At 42.4% G+C, this 21,049-nt stretch carries 24 protein-coding genes; 21 read left to right on the top strand and 3 right to left on the bottom strand.

Going from position 1 to position 21,049, the window contains the following annotated elements; genetic code table 11:
• Positions 1-33: 33 nt before the first annotated feature.
• Positions 34-1,035 (bottom strand): sensor histidine kinase, encoded by a 1,002-nt coding sequence (locus AAFH98_RS06220; protein WP_342521830.1) that lies wholly within the window; start codon positions 1,033-1,035, stop codon positions 34-36.
• A gap of 361 nt (positions 1,036-1,396) precedes the next feature.
• Here AAFH98_RS06220 and AAFH98_RS06225 point away from each other — a divergent pair, with 361 nt between their 5' ends.
• The 21 genes from AAFH98_RS06225 (at position 1,397) to fliR (ending at position 19,447) form a co-directional block, all read left to right on the top strand.
• Complete coding sequence (locus AAFH98_RS06225) at positions 1,397-1,735, top strand: flagellar basal body rod protein FlgB (protein ID WP_342521831.1); 339 nt, start codon at positions 1,397-1,399, stop codon at positions 1,733-1,735.
• Between the two features lie 15 nt (positions 1,736-1,750).
• Entirely contained in the window at positions 1,751-2,248 is a 498-nt protein-coding gene (locus AAFH98_RS06230; protein WP_342521832.1) for a flagellar basal body rod protein FlgC, read from the top strand.
• Positions 2,249-2,316: 68 nt separating this feature from the next.
• Positions 2,317-2,634, top strand: a complete 318-nt coding sequence (fliE, locus tag AAFH98_RS06235) for a flagellar hook-basal body complex protein FliE (protein WP_342521833.1) — start codon at positions 2,317-2,319, stop codon at positions 2,632-2,634.
• A gap of 10 nt (positions 2,635-2,644) precedes the next feature.
• Positions 2,645-4,288 (top strand): flagellar basal-body MS-ring/collar protein FliF, encoded by a 1,644-nt coding sequence (gene fliF / locus AAFH98_RS06240; protein ID WP_342521834.1) that lies wholly within the window; start codon positions 2,645-2,647, stop codon positions 4,286-4,288.
• Between the two features lie 6 nt (positions 4,289-4,294).
• The gene (fliG, locus tag AAFH98_RS06245) at positions 4,295-5,332 is read left to right on the top strand and encodes a flagellar motor switch protein FliG (RefSeq protein ID WP_342521835.1); all 1,038 of its coding nucleotides are present in this window, start codon (positions 4,295-4,297) and stop codon (positions 5,330-5,332) included.
• Between the two features lie 6 nt (positions 5,333-5,338).
• Complete coding sequence (locus AAFH98_RS06250) at positions 5,339-6,043, top strand: FliH/SctL family protein (RefSeq protein WP_342521836.1); 705 nt, start codon at positions 5,339-5,341, stop codon at positions 6,041-6,043.
• Positions 6,044-6,069: 26 nt separating this feature from the next.
• The gene (locus AAFH98_RS06255) at positions 6,070-7,368 is read left to right on the top strand and encodes a FliI/YscN family ATPase (RefSeq protein WP_407935491.1); all 1,299 of its coding nucleotides are present in this window, start codon (positions 6,070-6,072) and stop codon (positions 7,366-7,368) included.
• Positions 7,369-7,384: 16 nt separating this feature from the next.
• Positions 7,385-7,813 (top strand): flagellar export protein FliJ, encoded by a 429-nt coding sequence (gene fliJ / locus AAFH98_RS06260; protein ID WP_342521838.1) that lies wholly within the window; start codon positions 7,385-7,387, stop codon positions 7,811-7,813.
• A gap of 5 nt (positions 7,814-7,818) precedes the next feature.
• Entirely contained in the window at positions 7,819-8,391 is a 573-nt protein-coding gene (locus AAFH98_RS06265; RefSeq protein WP_342521839.1) for a hypothetical protein, read from the top strand.
• The gene (locus tag AAFH98_RS06270; protein WP_342521840.1) at positions 8,391-10,334 is read left to right on the top strand and encodes a hypothetical protein; all 1,944 of its coding nucleotides are present in this window, start codon (positions 8,391-8,393) and stop codon (positions 10,332-10,334) included. Before AAFH98_RS06265 ends, AAFH98_RS06270 begins: the two co-directional genes overlap by 1 nt.
• 21 nt (positions 10,335-10,355) lie before the next feature.
• Positions 10,356-11,039, top strand: a complete 684-nt coding sequence (locus AAFH98_RS06275) for a flagellar hook assembly protein FlgD (RefSeq protein ID WP_342521841.1) — start codon at positions 10,356-10,358, stop codon at positions 11,037-11,039.
• A gap of 84 nt (positions 11,040-11,123) precedes the next feature.
• Positions 11,124-12,761, top strand: a complete 1,638-nt coding sequence (locus tag AAFH98_RS06280; protein ID WP_342521842.1) for a flagellar hook protein FlgE — start codon at positions 11,124-11,126, stop codon at positions 12,759-12,761.
• 172 nt (positions 12,762-12,933) lie between these two features.
• Positions 12,934-13,818, top strand: a complete 885-nt coding sequence (locus AAFH98_RS06285) for a motility protein A (protein ID WP_342521843.1) — start codon at positions 12,934-12,936, stop codon at positions 13,816-13,818.
• Complete coding sequence (locus tag AAFH98_RS06290) at positions 13,776-14,510, top strand: OmpA/MotB family protein (RefSeq protein WP_342521844.1); 735 nt, start codon at positions 13,776-13,778, stop codon at positions 14,508-14,510. Before AAFH98_RS06285 ends, AAFH98_RS06290 begins: the two co-directional genes overlap by 43 nt.
• A 20-nt stretch (positions 14,511-14,530) precedes the next feature.
• Positions 14,531-15,016 carry a flagellar basal body-associated FliL family protein gene (locus tag AAFH98_RS06295; RefSeq protein WP_342521845.1) on the top strand — a complete coding sequence of 162 codons (486 nt, stop codon included), beginning with the start codon at positions 14,531-14,533 and terminating at the stop codon, positions 15,014-15,016.
• A gap of 31 nt (positions 15,017-15,047) precedes the next feature.
• Complete coding sequence (locus AAFH98_RS06300) at positions 15,048-15,986, top strand: flagellar motor switch protein FliM (RefSeq protein WP_342521846.1); 939 nt, start codon at positions 15,048-15,050, stop codon at positions 15,984-15,986.
• Positions 15,987-15,994: 8 nt separating this feature from the next.
• Positions 15,995-17,002 (top strand): flagellar motor switch protein FliN, encoded by a 1,008-nt coding sequence (fliN, locus tag AAFH98_RS06305; protein ID WP_342521847.1) that lies wholly within the window; start codon positions 15,995-15,997, stop codon positions 17,000-17,002.
• The gene (locus tag AAFH98_RS06310; RefSeq protein ID WP_342521848.1) at positions 16,986-17,552 is read left to right on the top strand and encodes a flagellar biosynthetic protein FliO; all 567 of its coding nucleotides are present in this window, start codon (positions 16,986-16,988) and stop codon (positions 17,550-17,552) included. The genes fliN and AAFH98_RS06310 overlap by 17 nt, the downstream gene beginning before the upstream one ends.
• A 1-nt stretch (position 17,553) precedes the next feature.
• Positions 17,554-18,351, top strand: coding sequence for a flagellar type III secretion system pore protein FliP (gene fliP, locus AAFH98_RS06315; RefSeq protein WP_342521849.1), 798 nt, complete (start codon positions 17,554-17,556; stop codon positions 18,349-18,351).
• A 15-nt stretch (positions 18,352-18,366) separates the two neighbouring features.
• Entirely contained in the window at positions 18,367-18,636 is a 270-nt protein-coding gene (locus AAFH98_RS06320; protein ID WP_342521850.1) for a flagellar biosynthetic protein FliQ, read from the top strand.
• Between the two features lie 34 nt (positions 18,637-18,670).
• Positions 18,671-19,447, top strand: a complete 777-nt coding sequence (fliR, locus tag AAFH98_RS06325) for a flagellar biosynthetic protein FliR (RefSeq protein ID WP_342521851.1) — start codon at positions 18,671-18,673, stop codon at positions 19,445-19,447.
• A gap of 512 nt (positions 19,448-19,959) precedes the next feature.
• Here the strand turns inward: fliR and AAFH98_RS06330 are convergent.
• A complete protein-coding gene (locus tag AAFH98_RS06330) occupies positions 19,960-20,724 on the bottom strand; it encodes a sigma-70 family RNA polymerase sigma factor (RefSeq protein WP_342521852.1) in 765 nt (254 codons plus the stop codon).
• 2 nt (positions 20,725-20,726) lie between these two features.
• Positions 20,727-20,960, bottom strand: a complete 234-nt coding sequence (locus AAFH98_RS06335) for a hypothetical protein (protein ID WP_342521853.1) — start codon at positions 20,958-20,960, stop codon at positions 20,727-20,729.
• Positions 20,961-21,049 lie beyond the last annotated feature (89 nt).

Raw genomic sequence — 21,049 nt, forward strand, 5'->3', positions numbered from 1 at the left:
TTCACCGGGCCTCTTGAAGAAAAAAAGGATTGATTACAAGAAAGAGGGAGACTGATATTCTTTGGCCGGCGGCAAGCAAAGTAGAAAGGAGGTTTCTCGAAAAGGATTGTTGTCGGTAACAAAGATAGAACCATGATAGCGTTTGGCATAGAGCAGGGCCATGGTCAGGCCGATGCCCAGTTTTCTTGCTTTCGTCGTAACAAAAGGGTAGAAGAGTTGTTCAGATATCGATTTTGGAATGGGGTTACCGTTGTGAGCAACTTTAATGGTATTCGGGGTGGGACGTGATATGGTAATCTGATGTTCCTCAACCGGAGCATACTCCACAGCATTATCAATTAAAAAAGATAAAATTCTGCGCATATCGCCGGGATTGCATTGCAGGGCAGAAGTCTGTTCTGTTTTTTTATAACGGATATTTTGCGCGACATTACTGGGATAATCAGCAAGAATATCATTAACAATTTCTTCGGGATCGACAGAGAAATTATTGAGATCTACATGATCCAGCGAAATTTCCTGGAGAGCATCAAGTTCATCAAGCAAGTCAAAGAGTTCTTCAATGCCCTCATTAATTTTATCGAGATATTTTGATGATTCCCCGATATCGCTATTTGTTTGTATCAATTCTGCATACCCTTGAATGCCTGTTAATGGCGATCGAACCCGGTGGAGTAAAAACCCAATCATCTTTTTCAGGGATTGCATAACGTCAAATCCGGGAACTCCTTCCCGCTCTTCGAGGCGCACTTTTAAATGTTGATCGCCCTGCCAAAGCAGGGTTTCCTGTTTCAATACAAACCACTGTTTATTAAAATAGGCCGGTGTAATATTCGGTCCGGCATTAGGCACAATGTGGATAATTTCTTCAAGTTCCTTACCGATGGGATTTTGATTATCGTGACCCGCAATCGCCGCCTCATTAGCCTCACAAATTTTCTTGCTACCCATCTTAACGATAAAGGTAGGCTCCATACTATTAAATGGTATCATCTCTGCTGAACCCGTACTGGCCTGTTGAATTTGAAACATCATAGTTAATTGTCTTTAAAGACACAAAAGAAGGAGCCGTGATATTTATAAATGCTGGGCTGTCTTATCCTTTGATTATTCGAATTATCAGCGGTGTCTGAGCATACTTAAACATTAAACCATCGGGGTAACTAAAAATTCCGCAGGAAAAAATTACCTCCGGGGCGGTTATTTATGCAGTTGCCCATCTTAAGAAACAAATTTGGAATGTATTTGGGCTGCCAGTGTTAAGAAAACCGACATCTGGCATAGCTATTGCCTGTAGTATTAACGCACGTTGATACTTAAGGAAAAACATTTTGTTCCGGATGAATGAGAGTTCATAGAAACAAGGTGTAAGAATCTAAAATAAATTTTAATTGCTATGCAGATAATTGACAGTGGTCACAGCCAACTATTGGCCAAAGCAATGGATAGTTATTCATTGCGGCAGGAGATTACCTCATCAAATATTGCAAATATTGATACCCCGGGGTACAACCGCCATAGTGTAGAGTTTGAAAATGCACTGCAAGAAGCGCAGGAGTCGGGAAAGGCAATGCATGATGTTAATCCAAGTATAAAAGAAACAGGAGATGAGGTTGTTTTAGAAAATGAACTTCTTGAGATGGCTGATACGCAAATGAGGGTACAGTTGGTCACCCGTTCATTACGCCATCATTTTGATACTCTGCAAACTGGCATTACAAGTACAACGCGATAATTAAAAAACGGAATAATGATACCTGATAGACTTTCTTCAGCCTTTCAAACAGCGGCAAAGGGATTAGCAGTACAGCGAGAACGCATTAATGTGGCTTCCCGAAATATTGCAAATGTAAATACAAGTTCTGCTGAGGGGAGTGGCAAGGGATACCGCCCCCAATCGGTACAATCGTCAGCGCCACAACCTACGAATTTTCAGCGGGTCTTGAGCAAAAGCATGGGGGGTTTGAATAAAACTCGTGAACAGCACATGTCTCCAAAAATGTCGGCCGATAGTAATTCTGGGCCGCAATCGCTTGGCCCCAATCTTAGCATTGCCGAGGAAGACAGCTACCGATACGAATATGAGCCGAATCATCCTGATGCTAATGAGGAGGGCATGGTTCGCTATCCGGACATCGATATGGTCGAGGAAATGACGCGGATGGTGAGTGCAAACAGAATGTACGAGGCTAATTTAAGCAGTATCGAAGCGGAAAAAGAAATCATGAAACGTTCATTACAGATCTAATAATCTATAAGGGATTTTTATTTAAAGAATCAGTAAGAAAATAAAAAGCTAAACAGACCTACCATATTATGATTGAAGGAATAGAAGCAAGTGGTCTATTGCAGCAGGTGAACGATATTGAGCAGGCCTCACCTGAGCGCGAAATAGTCACCGAAAAAGAAAACCAGCAATCCTTTTCTGATGTATTGTCTGATGCCATTAACGGAGTGGATCAGACGATGAAAACCTCGGATGCAAAAGTCCAGGATCTTATAGCAGGTAAAACAGACAATGTGCATGATGCCATGATTTCGATGCAACGTGCCAAGCTTAGTTTCGATCTAATGGTGGAAGTGCGGAATAAGGTTGTAGAGACGTATCAAGAAGTAAGCCGCATGCAAATATAGTAGTAGATAAATGAGTTCATTTATAGAAAAGTTTAACGAATTTATTGAGCCATTATCGACCGCACAGCGAATGCTGTTTTTCGGTTTAGTTGGGGCCATACTAATTTTTATGGGAACAGTATTCTATTGGGCCCTGAGTCCCAGCTATACCCTGTTATTTGGGTCACTTGATCAAGAGGCTGCCCAGGAAATTGTTACCGAGCTCGAAGGTCGGGGGGTTAATTACGAACTGGATAACGGAGGCCGTTCGATTTATGTATCCGGTGAACGCGTAGATCAGCTTCGTCTTGAGCTGGCCCCAATGGGAGCTCCCCAGTCAGATATGAAAGGATATGAGCTTTTTGATAATAATTCGCTGGGGATGACGGATTATATGCAGCAGATGAATAACAAGCGAGCGCTTGAGGGGGAGCTTACGCGTTCAGTTAATAGTTTGCAGCAGGTTGAGTCGTCGCGCGTACACTTGGTATTACCCGAGCGATCCCCTTTTCAGGAAACGGCAGTAAATGCCTCGGCATCAGTACTTCTAACGCTTAAACGCGGAGAGAATCTGGATAAAAAAAGTGTGGATGGAATAACGTCATTAATTAGTGGTAGTGTAGAAGGATTGGAAGCCAAAGATGTAACAATTGTTGATCATGCGGGTAATCGCCTGACTGATGACGGAAAAGGTGAAGATAGTTTCGCATCTGAAGATGGATGGTTAAAGTCGGAAAAGAAGACCGAAAACTATTTAACCCAGCGTGGCCAAACGATGTTGGATCGGGTACTGGGTCCGGGAAATAGTATCGTCCGGGTATCTGTTGATCAAAATTTTGATAGCTTGGTTCGAGAGTCGAATAATATTGATCCCGAAAGCCGGACCTTGATTTCGGAGCAGCGCGACGAGCAAGTTCAAACGGAAGAAGCCTCTGAAATGGTACCTATCGATGAGTTTACACCAGTCGAAGAGCGGGGAGAAACATCCGTTACGACCACAAATGAAAATGAGAGCTCTTCACGTACGCGTAACTATGACGTAAGTGAAACCAAGGAAGTGTATAAAAAAGCACAAGGTGAAATTGAAAATATTACCGCTTCGGTATTGGTGAATCATAAACTGGTTGAAACGGTAAATGAACAGGGTGAAACAGTGTATGAAACTGAGCCCTATAGCGAAGAGGAATTGCAGGAGTTTCGTGATGTTATTGCTTCGGCATTGGGGATCAAGGTTGATCGGGGCGATGAGATTACTATCCGACAGGTCGAGTTTTGGAATCCTGGGCAAGAAGTTCCGGGTGGACGCATGATTGATGGGCCATGGCCTTGGACTCGTGTATTACGATGGGCCGTCATATTTATTACGCTTGGATTAATAGCATGGTTATTGTTTGGTATCCGTCGACAAATGCGTGGAGAACAGCCTGGGTTGATTCCATTTGGAGGTAACGAACAGGAGGTATTTACGGATGGACAAATGCCACCAGAATTAGAAGATATGAGCGAAGAGGAGCTTGGAAATCTTATGGGAGATGATGGAGAAAAGGCTAAGGCACTTGAGAGTAGAAGCAAAAATTATGATATGGATGAAATCATAAATATGGTTGACATGAAGCCGGATAAGGCCGCTAAAATCATACGGTCAATGTTAATTTCAACAGACGACGAGGAGTAAGCCAGTATGGCACAGAAGAATAAAAAGCGAGTTATCAGCGATGTAGATCAGCTAACAGGAGCTGAAAAGGCAGCTATTTTTGTTACCAATTTAGGTACAAAATATGCGACCCCGCTTTTCAAGTATATGAAAGAAAAAGAGATTGAAGCTATAACACTTGCTATTGCCGGTATGGATAACATTAAGCCCAAGGTGGTGGATTCGGTAATGGGTGAGTATTACCGAATGATGTATAATGACGAACTGCTGTTGGAGGGCGGCGAAGATTATGCCAATCAGCTGTTAGAAGAGTTGGGAGATGATATTGATTCGGACAAGGTTCGCCAGAAGCTGAAGGCAAACTCAGAAAGTACGGCATTTGATGATTTTCAAGACAGTAAAATTACACAGATTACAAACTTTCTTAAGAACGAGCATCCCCAGGTTATTGCGCTTATTTTTTCTCAGCTCGATGAGAAACGTACAGCAGAAATATTGGGTCATTTAGAGGGGGACTTGCAGGCCGAGGTGATTTATCGTCTTACGACGATGGAAAAAATTTCGACCGAAGTTATCGAAGAGATTGAAGAAGTGATCAAGGAACAGATGGGCGGTATGTACACTGTTGGTGATCGTATTAAAAGTGGAACCGATGCCGTGGCACAAATTCTTAATGAAGCGGAAATTGCTGTTGAACGTCACATTCTGGGTAAAATTGAGGAGCGCGACGCCCAAATGGCTGATGATATTAAGCAACAGATGTTCCTTTTCGAAGATATTATTCACTTCAACGATCGCACTGTTCAAACCATCATCAACGAGATGGAAAAAACAGATCTGGTTATGGGCTTGAAGGGTGTGGACGAGCAAGTCAAGAAAACATTTTTAAATAACATGTCTGACCGAGCCGGTGCGATGCTTCAGGAGGACATGGATGCGCTTGGCCCTGTACCGCTTAAGGATGTGAAAGAAGCACAATCTCGAATCATCCGTAAGATAAAACAGCTCGAAGAAGAGGGACAAATTACGACCCGTAAGATGGGCGAAGAAGAAATTGTTGAGTAGATTTCCATGGAAGACGATCAAAACGTTTTACATACCGAAGAACTAAATTGGTACGAGGAGGATGAAAATCGTCTCGACTATGATCTGGCTTTTAATGGAAATGGCTATAAGAAATCTGATGCTGAGAAAAAGTCAGAGGCCGAGCCAGAACCGAAAGTGGATGTAAAGAAGCTTATCAAAAAACGGGATGGTAAGTGGGAGCAACGATTGGAAAAGGCTCGTAAAAAAGCTTTTGAGGAAGGTCGTAAATGTGGATATGAGGAAGGATTTAACGAGGCCGAGCAACAGGTTGATGATAAACTTGACCGGCTGGAGCAACTGGTAGAAAAGGCACACCAGGATTGGAATTATCGTCATCAATTATTGAATCCGGGACTATTGGATTTAGTATTTGATATGGTGGAAAAGATTGTAGGTCTGCCAGTCGAAAATCCCAAAATAAGAGAGCAGCTCGAAAACAGATTGTCGGCGCTGCTGCATGAAACGGACGATGAGATAAAGCCCCAGCTCTGGGTGAGTGAGCAGGATTTTCGTTTTGTGGAAGAGTTGGTTGAAAAGTATGCACCTGAGCTTTCGCTTTCTATCCGTGTTAGTGAGGATTGTAATCCTGGGGAATTTGAGTTTGAGACCCAAAATGAAATGGTCGTCCATCGTTTTAGAGAAAAGCTTGCCGATCTGAAAGATAATATGACCCTACCCTCATGGAAATGACTGATACGGCCGATCTCGGCACACATATGGATCAGATTCGAAGCCATCTCGATGACTTTATCAATGGCAGTAAGCGGTATGGAAAGGTATCATCGATCGTGGGAACCATTATTAAATGCACGGGATTGCAAGCAAGTGTTGGTGAAGTATATGGTATTGAAACGATTATGGACGAGGTGATTCCCGCCGAAGTGGTAGGACTCGAAGATCGCTATGCACTGCTCATGCCCTACGAAAGTATTAAAGGAATGCGGTCGGGATGTAAGGTAGAATATATGGGGCAGTCACTGACGGTTTCGGTGGGGCCAGAAATGTTGGGCCGTGTGGTTGATGCCAATGGTGATCCTATTGATAAAAAAGGACCTATCTTATGTGGAAGCCAGCAGCCGGTGCATAACGATCCTCCCTCACCGGTAGAGCGTCAACCCATTGATGACATTATGAATACCGGTATTCGTGCCATTGATACATTGAATACCATTGGGAAAGGCCAGCGAATCGGGCTTTTTGCCGGGTCGGGTGTCGGGAAAAGTGTTCTCTTAGGGATGATTGCCCGCTATTCTGATGCTGATATTAATGTTATCGCTCTTATTGGTGAGCGGGGACGTGAAGTACAAGAATTTATTGACGATACGCTTGATGAAGAGTTGTTACAACGGTCAATCATTGTTGCGGAAACATCTGATAAGGCTGCAATGAGTAGAATTAAAGCAGCGTATACAGCCACATCGATAGCAGAATATTTCCGTGACAGAGGAAAAAATGTCCTGTTAATGATGGATTCGGTTACTCGTGTGGCTATGGCTCAGCGCGAAGTGGGATTGGCGACCGGCGAACCCCCAACGACGAAAGGATATACGCCAAGCGTGTTTTCAATGCTGCCTAAATTTCTTGAACGAGTCGGTAAAACATCGGAAGGAAGTATCACTGGAATTTATACTGTATTGGTTGACAGCGATGATATGAATGAACCTATAGCTGATGCGGTGCGGTCCATTTTGGATGGTCATATCGTACTCTCAAGGCGATTAGCCCACAAAAATCACTATCCCGCTATTGATGTGCCCGAAAGTATTTCGCGGGTGATGCCCAATCTTGTAACACAGGAACAACAGGAATTGGCGGGTAAGGTTCGGGATATGATTACTACCTATCGCGAAGCTGAAAACCTTATTAACATCGGAGCTTATGTGGAGGGATCGAACCCTAAAATCGACAAGGCTGTGGAAAAACGTGAGGATTTGGAATCATTTTTGATACAAGGTATTAATGAAGCGGACTTTGATAATGATCTGTGGAATTCGCTTCGGAAGATAATTCAATAGAAAGCATTGAAGTATTATGAAGTTTGAATTTTCGTTGGAGCCTGTTTTAAAAGTTCGAAAGCATGAAGAAAAAGTTGAGAAGCAAAAGCTTGCTGAAAAGCTGAACAGGAAAAAAGATTTGAATGAGCTTAAAGAACGACTACAAAAAAAATTGGAAAGTCATATTAATGATACTGATAGCAATAAATTTATAAACCTGCATGATCTCCAGCGACAACAACAGTATATCAATGACCTTCATGAGAAGGTAAAGCAGGTCAATGACAGTCTTGAGAAAATAAAGACGGCTGTTGAGCACCAGCGTGATAAATTAGCTGATGTTCATAAAAAGCGTCACATCATGGAAAAGGTGAAAGAAGATGAGCGCGAATTGTTTTTAGAAGAGATGTCCAAGCAACAACGCAAAGTTATGGATGAGGTTGCAACACAAACGTTTAGTAAATAACAATTATGCCAATTAAGAGGATTTTAAAAATAGCAGGATATATTTTTGTGCCACTACTTCCAATGACCGTGGCAATTTACTTTTTGTTTCCATATTTGAATGAAGAAAAACATAAGGAAGTGGCCGAAAAGCATAATGATGATTTTGTAATCGGAGATACGACAAATGTAGAGTTGTCTTCTCTTTCGGCTGCAACCGAAGAGGATGCAAATGGAAATGTGGAAGATATTGGTGAAGACTTTTCTGAGTTGAAAGAAAAGACCAGCGAATTTCAGCAACATATTGATAGCCTGCAGAGGGAAGTCGATTCTCTATCAACAGTTAATGATTCACTGGAGCAACAATTAACATTGGCTGGAAGTGGAACAGGCAATACTGAAGTATCAGAAGAAGAGTTTTCGGAAAATATTAAAAGTCTCCTTGACCTGGATATCGAAAGGTTAACGCCTATCCTAAGTAAGATGAGTGATGAACAGTTAGTACGGATTTTTAAAGCAGGATCGGGATTACAACGAAAAAAACTTTTACGATCACTGGAGTCTGATCGCGCTGCCAAATTGATGACGGAGGTATTGTAATGTTGAGTAAGCTACTATCAAATATCAATGCAGGAAAAAACGCTTCGGCTGATGAAGCCGTAAGCAGCGGTAGCAATAGCAAAGAAGGAGGGATGAGTTCCTCTGAACAGGCTTTTAAAGCGTTATTGCAATCGTTGCAAAGTGAGGGTTCATCAAGTAAAGCAAAACAGCAGCTATTGGCGTTGTCCGGAAGTTCTTCAGATCAAGAAGAATCTGCTGAAGGGGAAAATATCTCCCAAAACATCCTTGGAGGATCATTTGCGGTAATGGGAGAAGAAGAGGCCAAAAATCTGCAACAGGCTGACCAAAGTATCCTGAAAGAACTGCAGAAAGAGTTTCAGAATATTAAAAGTGAACTTACGGGGGATGAGGTCGATGCCTCATCAGAAAGTGAGGAAAAGGTAAAAACTGAACAAGCCTCAGAAAATGTTTCTGAGGAGAATACGGAGAATGTCTCGGAAGAAGAAAAAAATACGAATAGTGATACAACGAATGTGTCCATCACAAATGGAACTGCTGAAAATGTAGCAGTAACCTCAGAGGGTAAAAAGCAGGACCAAGAGGGAGTTGAAAAGACTGGTACAGAAAAAAAATCGGCCGAAAATTTGGTCGCGCTAAAAAATGAAAATGCTGATTCAGACGGTAAAGGAGTTGAAGCTCGTGTGGACGGGACAGATGAGAAGGTGGGCGGTGAAGATTTCCAAAAAGGGAAGGGAAATGCCCAATCTACTGTCGACGGGAAGAACGTTGCGTCGTCACAAGAAAAGATATTAAGCACCGATGTCTCGAAGGAGGTTGAGAGTAGTGTTGAGACGAAGACTCAGGATGAGCAGATAGCAAAAAGTGAGGCTAAGGAATCACAAGAAAAAATGTTGCTGAAGCAAGGAGTTGAAAACCAGGAACGGCAGGGCAAGTTGTTTGAGAAAGCCCAACGTTTTGCTGGTAAGCAGGTGCAACCCGATAGAATGAAACAGCCTGATGAAGGACAAATATTAAAAAATCAGAATACTAATTCGGGTAACCCCCAGGCCGGCTTACAGCTTGATGGTGGGCAAACAGCAAAGACGGAATTAACCGAGCAACAGAAAAAAGTGATGGGTTCTTCGTTCTTCCAGAAGAACAGCACAGCTAATATTTCTACGAAAGGGTTGGAGATGAAGGGGGTGCAAAGTGAGAACGAAAAGAAGAATACAAAAGGGAAGGGCAAAGCTGAAAAAGGGCTACGTGGATTTGGAAAACAATCTTCAGAGGGTAGGAATAAGCTATTGAACCGTTTGGGAATTTCGAGTGCTAATGCCCAGAAGGAGGCTAAGCCCCTTAATTTACAGAATTTCTCTGGTATCTCGGCTGGGGATTCCAGTTCGAGTTTGAAGGAACAGAAAATAAACTGGGAAGAGCAGGTTACAAAAGTAATGGATTCGTCTGGTGAAAAGGAGTCTAAAGCAAGTTCCAGTTCCGGGTCCATGCGGTTGGGACAGATGCCAGTTGCAAATGTATCGCTCCGAAAGAAGATTTTGCCTGGATTGACCCAAAGTATTAAACAAGCTGCTTCCTCCGCCAAAGAGAATTCCGGTGATTGGCAGAAGCATACGTTTACATTAGATGATGGAAAGAATATTCAGCTTTCGGTGCGTGAATCGAAAGGTGTGTTGCAGATTAAAATGGGATCGATGAATCTTGATTTGAGTAAGTTTTTGCAACAGAATTTGCAACAGATCCGCGATCATGTGAAGCAGGAATTTGGTTCCGATATCGATCTGCAATTTGAAAATCAGCAGCAAGGTGACGAATCAGGGCTTTCGGATAACACGGACCGATCGAGTCAGAAAAGGAATTATCGCAATAACTTTGCCGGTGAAAGCTTGGCAGCAGAACACACAGAAGAAGCACGTACGAAAACAGTCCGTAATTTTGGATATAACCAAATGGAATGGACCGCATAAATTAATGAAAATGACAGTGTTATGGATATAGGACAAGTAGATGCACAAACGCAGTTAGCATCGCAAAACGAAAAGTCGCTAACGGGAAATAATAAAATGGGACAGGATCAGTTTCTGCAGCTTCTGGTAGCACAGATGCAGAACCAGGATCCCATTAACCCGATGGACGGCAAGGAGTTTGCTTCGCAGTTGGCCCAGTTTAATTCGGTTGAGCAGCTTATTGGTGTGAATGATGGACTGGAACAGTTGTCGCAAAGCCAACAGATGATGCGAACCGAGTTGACTAATTCTATGGCCTCCTCATTGACGGGCAAAAACGTCCGGGCTTTAAGCAATAAGGTTAATTTAGGATCTGGCGAAGGGGCTGATGTTAATTATGATCTGAATAATACTGCCAGCGAAGTAGAGATTGTCATTCGTGATTCATCAGGCAATGAAGTACGTCGAGAAACTATTGACGGGGCCTCAGCTGGAGAACATAATTGGAAATGGGATGGCAAAACCAATGATGGAGTAGACGTTCCTGACGGGCAGTATAATGTAGAAATTAATGCTACCAATGGTGATGAAAGTGTAAAAGCACGCACCTTTATTGAAGGTACGGCCAATAAAGTTCGGTTTACCGGAGAAGGAGTTAAAATTTCGATCGATGGTGTAGAAGTACCGATCGGAGACATTGAAACAGTAGCAGTAAGTGATAAATAGTTTTAGTTAATAAATAATCAATTTAACAATAATACAGTAAGCAGTAGCAATCGAACGCTGTACTCATAAAAAAAGGAGTAAGTTATGTCGTTAATTAAGTCGTTAAATTCAGGAGTAAGTGGATTAAAGAGTTTCCAAACGAAGATGGATACGATTGGAAATAATATTTCAAATGTGGATACCAACGGATTTAAATCTTCGCGGGTAACCTTTTCGGAGCTAATGAGTGAGAATATTGGTGGTGCCGGAGGCGGTGAGTCGGCACCCTCGCAGAGTAATCAGGTTGGCCTGGGAGTTCGTGTAGCTTCAGTAGATCGTGATTTTAGTCAGGGTACGATCGAGAATACAGGAAAAACTACAGATCTCGCTATTGAAGGCGATGGGTACTTTGTAGTTAACAATGGCTCGCAGGATCTGATGACCCGTGCAGGTAATTTTACATTTAATAAAAATGGTCAGCTTGTTGACCAAGCTGGTAACTATGTGCAGGGTTATAATGCCAATGATTCCGGTAATATTCTGGGCGGTGGTGCAACTGATAATGTACGCGTAGATTTTGAGAATGTCCTTGAACCTCAGGCAACCAGCGAAGTGAATCTGGGTGGTAATTTGAATGCCAGTACAAGTTCACGGCAAATCGTTACTGCCCAAAGTGCATTTACCGATAATAGCGGAAATCTTGCTGATGGAACAACAGATATCAATGATTTGAGCCAGACTACCGAAGACCTTGAAGGGACTGATGCTATTGAGGTTTCTTACACACAAAATGATGGCACCTCAGCAATGGCAGATTTTGAGTATGGTACTGATGGCACGACCCTTGATGATATGGTGACAGCCCTTAATAATGATATTGGCGGAGAGGGCGAATTCGCTTTGGTTGACGGTATGTTGAGGTTGAAGTCTGATACGGTAGGCGACAGCCAGCTTAATGTGGATTCTGTTTCAATAAATAATGTTAGTGGTGATGCTGCTGGAGACTCCGTAAACTTTCCTGGTTTTCAAGTATCACAGGAAGGAGATACGGGAACTCAAACCATGAGTACGACCGTTTATGACGGACTTGGTGAAGAGCATTCCCTGTTAGTTGATTTTACCCAAACTGGAGAAGGTCAGTGGGAGTATGAAGCTAAATTTGCCGATGGAGAGAGTATGACCGGTGGTGCGGCTACTGGAACTATCAATTTTGATGAAGCTGGACAGATCGATGGAAATAATAACTTTAACATCGAGTTTGACCCGGGTAATGGAGGCAGCAATGTTAATTTTAATGTAGGTCTCGGTGGCGCTGAGGGTACCGATTTCACCCAATATTCTGGAGCGAATACGGCCAAAGTATTGAACCAGGATGGTTATACCCAGGGTTCTTTAGTTGATGTGCGCATTAACGGAGATGGACGTGTTCAGGGAGTTTATGACAATGGTGAAAATCAGGACCTGGCACAGTTGGCTTTGGGCGATGTACAAAACGAAGACGGTCTGGAAATGGTAAGCGGCGGATTATTCCGTGCAACCTCAGCGGCCGGTGAAGTTTTTGTAGATAGCGCCGATAATATTGCCAACAGTAATATTCGGTCGGGATCTCTTGAAGGGTCTAATGTTGATTTGGCTCAGGAGTTTACCGAAATGATTACCTCGCAAAGAGCGTATCAGTCGAGTGCACGTGTTATTAGCACTTCTGATGAAATGCTTACTGAGGCTGTAAATCTAAAACGATAATGAGGTAACGAAGCTAACTTCACAATCGACAGGTAGGTCAACGCTCCGTGCTTGTATTGGTAGGTACAAGTTCGGGGCGTTTTTATTTTGATGCTATTCTTCAGAAGATTTTTAATGAGCTCAGCCAATATTTTTTATTAAGAAGTTAAGTTATTAGACGATAAGCATATCTATGTTAGATAGATCAACGATTATCGGATTTATTTCTGGGTTTACCTTAATTCTGTCGGCCATTGTGCTACAGGGTGACTTGATGGTGTTTGCCAGTATGTCTGCCTTTTTAATTGTCGTTGGCGGTGTTTTGGCCGCAACATTAGTGAATTACAGCTACGAAAACATCAAGTACAGCTTTTTAACGATCAGCAGAATGATGGGAGCTAAATCGGTGGATTTGCGCACCGATATGGAATTGATGCGTATGTTTGCTAAAAAAGTGCGTACCGAAGGAATTTTAACTATCGATGATGAAATTAAAGATCTCAATAACGATTTTTTACAGAATGGCTTGCAACTGGCAGTTGATGGCTACAACAGAAAAAGCCTCGGTAATATTTTAGATGATGAAATTCAAAGCCACGAACGTCAGCTGTCAATATCGGTAAAAGTGTTAGATTCGATGTCGGAATATTCCCCGGCTTTTGGGATGATCGGAACCCTTATTGGGATGATTTTGATGTTGCAAAATATTAATGATCCCGAGTCACTTGGTGCCGGTTTGGCTGTAGCCCTTATTACAACGCTTTATGGTACCATTTTGTCGAATATGGTACTGGGACCATTAGCTGGAAAATTGGAATATTTGAGCAAGTTGGATTTGAACCGAAAAGAGATGTTCCGCGTGGGGATTCTTTCGATGGTAGAAGAAGAAAATCCACGAATTATGGAAAACAAGATGTTGATTTACCTCGAGCCAAAACAGCGGGCTGAATATAAAAAGTATCATGAGAAATTGCCTTATGGTACTAATCGTGAAGAAAAACTTTTCCAAGAATGGACTAAATATCAGAATAAAGAATGGGAGACTTTGAACGAAAATCTGGAAGTGGAAACTGGCTGACGACCTATAGCGATTTAGTTACGCTGTTGCTGGTATTTTTCGTGTTATTGTATGTGATGACACCGGGGATTGACGAATCTACGTTCAATGATATTATTGCCCATTTTCAGAATTCGAATAGTGTTGTACTCGAGAAAAGTAGTTCCAGTGAAGAAAGTGATGATAAAACGCTTCGCCAGGAATGGCAGCAGGTACAGAGTTTTTTAGAAGAGCGTGGATATTCGCAGGAAGTAGATATCGAAAAAACAGAGGAGGGAGTCAAGATTACACTGAACGACTCGCTTACTTTTGATAGTGGCTCTGCAGAGCTTTTAGAACGCTCAGAAATTGTATTAGAGCGTATTGCGAAAGCTATTAAGGCCGATGTTCGGGAGGTTAAAACCCATGGTCATACCGATGATGTCCCCATTTCGGAGAACTCAATATATCGTACGAATTGGCATTTGGGGGCAGCACGAGCGGTATCAGTGGTATTGTTTTTAAATAGTGAGTCGGAGCTTGCGTCGGATAAGTTTGAGGCAAGTAGTTATGGAGAATTTCGGCCCGTAGCATCAAATGACACCCCGGAAGGACGTCGCAGAAACAGGAGAGTAGAAATATATATCAACTACGAGCAGGAAAAGGAAAGAATAGAAATTGATACAACGAAGATAGATCCTGATTCGATAAAAAGTATTGTGTTGCAAAACTGAATGATGGAAAAGAGGTCGTTATGGCAAATAAAAAGAAAGGTTCTATAAAAGATAAGAAGAAATCGAAGCAGTTAATTTTCCGACGATTTGGAAAATATTTCCTAATCTTGTTTTTAGTGTTGGGACAAGCCTTTGTTGCGTATTCGATTATTGACAAAAATTATGATGCTATTTATAGCTATACGCAGAATTTGATACCTGAAGAACGCGGCAAAGCTGAGATGAAAGAAATTATAATAAATCCGGCCGATACCAATGGACAACGCTATTTATTGGTTCAATTATCCCTTGAGTTGGACAATAAGGATGATCTGGAGCTGATTGAAGAGCATCGGTCGAAAATTCGAAACAACATTATTAAATACCTTTCTGCCAAAACGGTATCCGAACTTCAGGGTATCAAAGGCAAAGAAGACTTGAGGGTTGAGCTGATACAGTTAATTAATCAGGCGATAGATTCCCGTTCGGTACGCAATTTGTATTATTCTAAATACGTAATGCAATGATGCTAATAAATATCCGAACGAAACAACATTTATGGAATCGCAAAAGCCCGGGCAGCAGCTTGGGGATGTTAAATATGTAGAGACGTACGACTTTAAGCAGCCTAAGCTGTTTAGTAAAGAGATCATGCGTAATCTCCGTTCGTTGCATGATATGTTTGCTCGCAGTATCAGCCGAATTTTTGGTAGTGCGCTGCGTACAAAAGTTGATGTTAGTCTTGAAAAGATTGATCAACTTTCCTCGAGCAAGTTTATCAATAAAATAAAAAGTCCGAGCGTCATCTATTTGTTATCGGTTGATGATTCATCATCGGGTAATATTATTATGGTGATGCCGCCGGGATTTTGTATTCATCTGGTAGAGCGCCAAAGTGGAGGATATGGCGGAGAAATTTCGGAGCGTAGAACGCTTACCACGATCGAAGAAAAGATCATCTCTCGTATTGTAGGCAACATCAACGACGAGATCTTGATGGCCTGGGAACCCTATATGGAGTTTGAGATAAGGTCGTCAACTTTTGAAAGTAAGCCCGAAAACATTCATATGGCTTCGGTTGATCCGACCATTGTAGTACAGATCTCAGTGTCTTTCGGGGATAAAAAAGCCAACTTTCATCTTTCATATCCCTATAGCCTTTTGAAAGAGGCCATGAATAACTCAGTATTAAAAAAGGGTAAAAAGACCGAAACCGTTGAATTGTCCGAAGAGCAGCTGGAATCCTACAAGTATACTCTGTCTGATGCGGGAGTAAGCATCAAACCATTGCTGGGTGAGACCACCCTTTCTATACAAGATATTATAGAACTACAAGAAGGCGATGTAATACCTCTTGAACAGCGCGCCGACCAACCGTTGAAAGTGAAAGTGAATAATGTACATAAGATGTCGGCCTACCCCGGAGTCATACATGGACGCCGAGCAGTCAAGATTTACGATATGATAGAAGAGATTAACGAACAAGAAGTTATATAAATTCAATTATGGATATTCCAAAAGAAACCTTAGAGCAATATCTACCAACCATAGAAGAGTTTTTGACCTCAATTTTACTTGAGGAGACAGATATTGAGGTAGACGCTTTTGAAGAAGTTGAAAATGAGTTTGCGTTAGAGCATCTCAACAATACGGATGTGTTCTTGTATACACGCGAGCAAAATATCAGTTCTGATGTTATCGTAGTACTCGACCAAGAGTGGTTTGGGTTGCTGTCGAGTATTATGCTGGGCATCGAGGAAAAAGAAAAGAATGAACAAACGATCGGTTTGCTTGAGGATTTTTCGGATGATCTTGCTGAAGCGATTAAAGAGGAAGCTGAGTCGAATGACTTAGAGCTCGACTTCGGAGAAGTACAGGTTCTTTCAAAAGTTGAAGTGCAGGAAGAACTGGCCCACGAACAATATATCTGGACAAAGCTGGATATTGAAGGAATTGCCGATGAGGTGGTTCGGGCCGAATTTCTGTTGGGGGATCCAGAAACAGAAATAGAGGTAGATGAGGAAGAGGTTGTTGACGAAGAGGAAGAAGATAAGAAAGGCAAAGATGGAGCATCGGTTGACGAATTAAGTTCGCTGGAGCAAAGCGATGACGATGACGAATTCTCAACGATTAATACCCAAAAGGAACCCAAGGAACGCAAGAAAGAGAAGGTGATATCAGCACGGCATATCGAATTTGCAGAATTTGCTGATGAGAACGGCAACGGCAATGGTGAAGTGCACAGTATGGATCTGCTGAAAGATGTAGATCTTGATGTTTCGGTGGAACTTGGCCGCATTGAGTTGCCGCTGGGTAAGGTGCTGGAGTTGGCTAAGGGATCGGTTATTGAACTTGAAAAACTGGCCGGTGAACCTGTAGATGTGTTAGTAAATGGTAACCGTATTGCTTTGGGCGAAGTTGTAGTTATTGATGAACATTTTGGGGTTCGAATTTCCAGTCTGGTGACAACCAAGAAACGATTAGCTAAAATTAAAAATGGATCTGAGGGATAAACTTTCTTCGCTGGATGTTCCGCCCAGCAAGATTTTAAAAATTGTTCTCGGCCTTGCTGTCGTATTGTTGCTGATGTGGTTATTTACCTTATCACACATCGATTACAATCAAGGCCCCGATGCCGAAGAATATATTAAGGCTAACGCTGATTCTACCGAACAGGTTTTCTCATCTAATGAGAACAAGGAGATAACCGAGAGCAAGCCCAACGATGTTCGATCGTATGAGCAGTCATCGGGGATTTTTACCAATGGGCTCATTACTTTTTTGGTACTCTTAGTTGTGCTGATCATGGTTTGGTTTTGGGTTGATCGCAAACAATCAGGGCGCTCAAAGACCAGGGGCAGAGAGTTAGATAGCCACGTGCTTGGCGAAGGGGCAAAGCTCAAAATTATCCAAATAAATAAAGAAGTATGGGTGATGGGCGTTACCTCGGGTTCAGTAAATTTGTTACACCGATATTCGCAGGAGGAATGGCAGGAAAAAAATCAAGAGCAGGGTTCAGAAGATAAGGACTTATTTAGGAAGCTTTTTAAGAGTCAGATGTAGTATGAAATTTTTTGGGACTATTTCGTGGAAAAAAATCGGGACGATTGCCGGGTTGCTGGTATTATTATTGCCTGTAAGCGCGTGGGCAAGTTCGCTCTCCTATGCTGGCTTTAACGTAACGGCATTTTTGCAGGCAACGCCCCCTATCGATTTGGGGATGATGGAAGGCGAAGATCTTTCGGTAGCCATACAGGCATTGGTTCTGGTAACTATTTTATCGTTTGGGTCTGCCTTTATTACGATGATGACCAGCTTTACCCGTATCATAGTAGTCTTTTTCTTTCTGCGGATGGGGTTGGGAACACAGCAGTCGCCCCCGAATAAAGTGCTGATTGGACTGGCGCTGTTCCTCACCATTTTTATTATGATGCCGACTTTTGAACAGGTCAATGATCAGGCGGTACAACCATATTTGAATGAAGAGATTACCCAGATGGAAGCGCTGGGAGAGGCTTCGACGCCTCTCAAAGAGTTTATGGTAAAACAGACCCGCGAAAAAGAGTTACTCTTTTTTATGGATATGGTTGAAATGGAGTCGGTAAGCAGTGTAGAGGAGATGCCTTTTTATATTGTGGTACCCTCTTTTGTGATGAGTGAGCTGCGGGTAGCTTTCCAGATTGGTTTTATGATCTACTTGCCGTTTGTGGTTATCGACCTGGTGGTGGCTTCGGTGCTGCTTTCTATGGGTATCATGTTTTTGCCCCCGGTGCTGGTGTCGCTCCCGTTTAAAATACTGGTGTTTGTGCTTACCGACGGATGGTATCTGCTTGTACAATCACTGGTGCAAAGTTTTAATTAAACAGAATAAAGGATTATGAATACAGAAACGGCGTTATTTTGGTTGCAAGAAATGTTAACGGCAGTTGTCGCTTTATCAGCTCCACCTTTGATAGGCGCTGTGATAATTGGGTTAGGTGTTGCTATTTTCCAGGCGGCGACATCCATTCAGGAGCTTACACTTAGCTATGTTCCGAAAATGGTCGTTGTTGCATTAATCTTGTTTTTCTCGTTTGGATTTATGCTCCAATACGCTATTGGTTTTACCGAACGCGTCATAGAAATCATTCCCGAGCTGGTAAATTAATTATCCTGCGGGGCCATAAACTAATGCTGTTATAATGACGCTGTTATCATCCACGTATATACTGGGACTATTCCTTATATTCGTGCGGCTTAGCAGCCTGATTATGACGGCTCCTTATTTTAATTCGGCTGCCTTTCCACGAAGAGTTAAACTATTTTTAGCGCTTATTCTTTCCTTTATTTTATCTTTTGTCATTCCCGAGGAAAGTGTGATGGGTTCCCTGCAACCGACTCTTCCATTTGTGGCTTCAGCGATCGTTTTAGAGTTGCTTGTTGGTGTTGCATTGGGATTAGTAGGACAGCTTATTTTTGCAGGTATCGAAATGGCGGGACGGCTTATTAGTCTTAAAATTACGCTGAGTTTTGCCCAGATTGTGAATACGATGACCCAGCAGAAGACGGATGTGGTGGGGAACATTTTTAGCATGTTGGCTATTCTTATATTTCTGTCGATGGATGGGGATAAAATTTTTATTAATGGATTGGTGAAAAGCTTTGAGGTTATTCCCCTCAATCAGGCAGAGTTAAAGCAGGCCGGGCCCTTTATGCTTGAAGTGGCCAATTACCTGTTTGTGATCGCCGTACAGATTGCGGCCCCATTCTTAGTAGTGTTGTTTATTTTAGATCTCTCTCTGGCCATTTTTGCACGTATTATGCCCCAGGCAAATATTCTTTTTATTGCCATTCCTATTAAGTTGTTACTTGGATTTACGCTGCTTTCGTGGTTGCTTCCCTACATGCCCGATGCATTCGGCAAGATGTTTGACCGGCTGTTCCAGTATTTGGTCAATATGCTTGGCACCATGGCTTGATTGTTTACAAATAGTATTTAAGAGGTCCTCCTTAGAAAAGGAGAACAGGAGGATTGAAGGTAATGACTTATCAATCTTCCACTACTACACTAAAGCTTCGTAGAGCAAGCTAAATTCCTCTTCTCCAAGAGGAACTTGGGGTTTCCCTAATTTAAATAACAAGGTTTGAAGTCGTTAAGCTTAGTCTCGGTGAGGCAGAGGGTCTGGATGATCGAGGTTTGTCTTTGATCAAAAAGGATAATTCTGGCGCCGTAGCTCTGCAACGGAACAGGATAGTGTCATGCTGAACTTGTTTCAGCATCTGTAAGCAATTTTAAATCTTACGTTTTGAGAGTGTTATATTCTCGAAATGTAATGGCCAAATAGGAGTGAAGTTGTACTGCATCAATGGAGGAAGGGAAAAAGGTTTTTAAGCCGGGGGCGGTGTACTATGAGGAGGGCAGAAGGCGTATCTATCCCCAGAAAAATAAGGGGGAACTACACGGCGAAGATAATCTCTTGTAGAAAAGAGATTACCCTACCGTAACTTTTTCTTTTATTAAATCGCCTTTGAGTTGGACGAGGATTTGCCCGATAAGCTGCGAAATACGTGCTTCTGACAGTTCGAGCAGCATGGCGACTTCTTGCATAGTCATATCCTCGTAGTAGTAGAGGGTGAGGATGAGACGGTCGCGTTCTTCGAGTTCGCCTATTTTTTCTTTGAGGATCTGGGTTCGTTCTTTGTTGACAAGATCCTGATCGGGCATCTTGACATCGGGATTTTCGTGAACTTCATAAAAGGAATTTGAATCATCGTTATTAAAGCTGCTGTCGAGCGACAGGGCGTTGCGAGTTTGCACGTTGGAGAGCAGGCTCCGATAGTCTTCGAGATCCATGTCGAGTTCGCGCGCTACTTCTTCGTCGCTGGGTTTGCGGCCAAGCTGTTGCGATAGCTCTTTGATAGCATTTTTAACAGTGCCGTAGTCTTTTCGTTTCTGGCGCGGAAGCTGATCAATTTTGCGGAGGTAGTCAATAATGTTACCGCGGATTCGGTAGTAGACAAAGGTGTTAAACTTGATGTTTCGGCTACTGTCATACGAATCCATGGCCTGGATAAGTCCGCTGATGCCGGCACTTTCGATATCTTCTTGTTGCGTTAACGGTTGATCGGGTATGTTGATTTTGCCAATAATACTGCGGATAAGCGGCATGGATTTGCTGATAATTGCATTGCGCAATCCATCCGATGGATTCTCACAGTATAGCTCGGCAAGCTCCTGTAGTGATTTGTTACTCATCATTATTCTCCACTCTTGTTCTGTGATTTATTGCCTTCTGTGGCGGTTGATCCCTCGGTCATGGCTTTACCGTTTTCTTGCACGATATTCAGCAAGAACATCGAGATATATACCAGAGAGAATAGAATCAGGAATACCAGTAAGCTACGGTACAAGGCAATGTTGATGCTTTCGCCTGATACCATGAGCAATAGAAACTGAATGAGAGATATAACCGCTATAATTCGTAGTAACATGGTTCTTGGATTTTGTTATTCCTTACAATTTTGTGTGTTGCACGACTTGTGCGAAGGCTTAAGTAGTGTTTTTAATATTCCTTATGTCA

Source organism: Fodinibius sp. Rm-B-1B1-1, from assembly GCF_038594945.1.
Classification (GTDB): domain Bacteria; phylum Bacteroidota; class Rhodothermia; order Balneolales; family Balneolaceae; genus Fodinibius; species Fodinibius alkaliphilus.

Bases quoted from the DNA above. Each gene is read 5' to 3' on its own strand.
- AAFH98_RS06220 (WP_342521830.1), bottom strand. From the start codon at position 1,035: ATGATGTTTCAAATTCAACAGGCCAGTACGGGTTCAGCAGAGATGATA.
- AAFH98_RS06225 (WP_342521831.1), top strand. From the start codon at position 1,397: ATGCAGATAATTGACAGTGGTCACAGCCAACTATTGGCCAAAGCAATG.
- AAFH98_RS06230 (WP_342521832.1), top strand. From the start codon at position 1,751: ATGATACCTGATAGACTTTCTTCAGCCTTTCAAACAGCGGCAAAGGGA.
- fliE (WP_342521833.1), top strand. From the start codon at position 2,317: ATGATTGAAGGAATAGAAGCAAGTGGTCTATTGCAGCAGGTGAACGAT.
- fliF (WP_342521834.1), top strand. From the start codon at position 2,645: ATGAGTTCATTTATAGAAAAGTTTAACGAATTTATTGAGCCATTATCG.
- fliG (WP_342521835.1), top strand. From the start codon at position 4,295: ATGGCACAGAAGAATAAAAAGCGAGTTATCAGCGATGTAGATCAGCTA.
- AAFH98_RS06250 (WP_342521836.1), top strand. From the start codon at position 5,339: ATGGAAGACGATCAAAACGTTTTACATACCGAAGAACTAAATTGGTAC.
- AAFH98_RS06255 (WP_407935491.1), top strand. From the start codon at position 6,070: ATGGATCAGATTCGAAGCCATCTCGATGACTTTATCAATGGCAGTAAG.
- fliJ (WP_342521838.1), top strand. From the start codon at position 7,385: ATGAAGTTTGAATTTTCGTTGGAGCCTGTTTTAAAAGTTCGAAAGCAT.
- AAFH98_RS06265 (WP_342521839.1), top strand. From the start codon at position 7,819: ATGCCAATTAAGAGGATTTTAAAAATAGCAGGATATATTTTTGTGCCA.
- AAFH98_RS06270 (WP_342521840.1), top strand. From the start codon at position 8,391: ATGTTGAGTAAGCTACTATCAAATATCAATGCAGGAAAAAACGCTTCG.
- AAFH98_RS06275 (WP_342521841.1), top strand. From the start codon at position 10,356: ATGGATATAGGACAAGTAGATGCACAAACGCAGTTAGCATCGCAAAAC.
- AAFH98_RS06280 (WP_342521842.1), top strand. From the start codon at position 11,124: ATGTCGTTAATTAAGTCGTTAAATTCAGGAGTAAGTGGATTAAAGAGT.
- AAFH98_RS06285 (WP_342521843.1), top strand. From the start codon at position 12,934: ATGTTAGATAGATCAACGATTATCGGATTTATTTCTGGGTTTACCTTA.
- AAFH98_RS06290 (WP_342521844.1), top strand. From the start codon at position 13,776: ATGGGAGACTTTGAACGAAAATCTGGAAGTGGAAACTGGCTGACGACC.
- AAFH98_RS06295 (WP_342521845.1), top strand. From the start codon at position 14,531: ATGGCAAATAAAAAGAAAGGTTCTATAAAAGATAAGAAGAAATCGAAG.
- AAFH98_RS06300 (WP_342521846.1), top strand. From the start codon at position 15,048: ATGGAATCGCAAAAGCCCGGGCAGCAGCTTGGGGATGTTAAATATGTA.
- fliN (WP_342521847.1), top strand. From the start codon at position 15,995: ATGGATATTCCAAAAGAAACCTTAGAGCAATATCTACCAACCATAGAA.
- AAFH98_RS06310 (WP_342521848.1), top strand. From the start codon at position 16,986: ATGGATCTGAGGGATAAACTTTCTTCGCTGGATGTTCCGCCCAGCAAG.
- fliP (WP_342521849.1), top strand. From the start codon at position 17,554: ATGAAATTTTTTGGGACTATTTCGTGGAAAAAAATCGGGACGATTGCC.
- AAFH98_RS06320 (WP_342521850.1), top strand. From the start codon at position 18,367: ATGAATACAGAAACGGCGTTATTTTGGTTGCAAGAAATGTTAACGGCA.
- fliR (WP_342521851.1), top strand. From the start codon at position 18,671: ATGACGCTGTTATCATCCACGTATATACTGGGACTATTCCTTATATTC.
- AAFH98_RS06330 (WP_342521852.1), bottom strand. From the start codon at position 20,724: ATGAGTAACAAATCACTACAGGAGCTTGCCGAGCTATACTGTGAGAAT.
- AAFH98_RS06335 (WP_342521853.1), bottom strand. From the start codon at position 20,960: ATGTTACTACGAATTATAGCGGTTATATCTCTCATTCAGTTTCTATTG.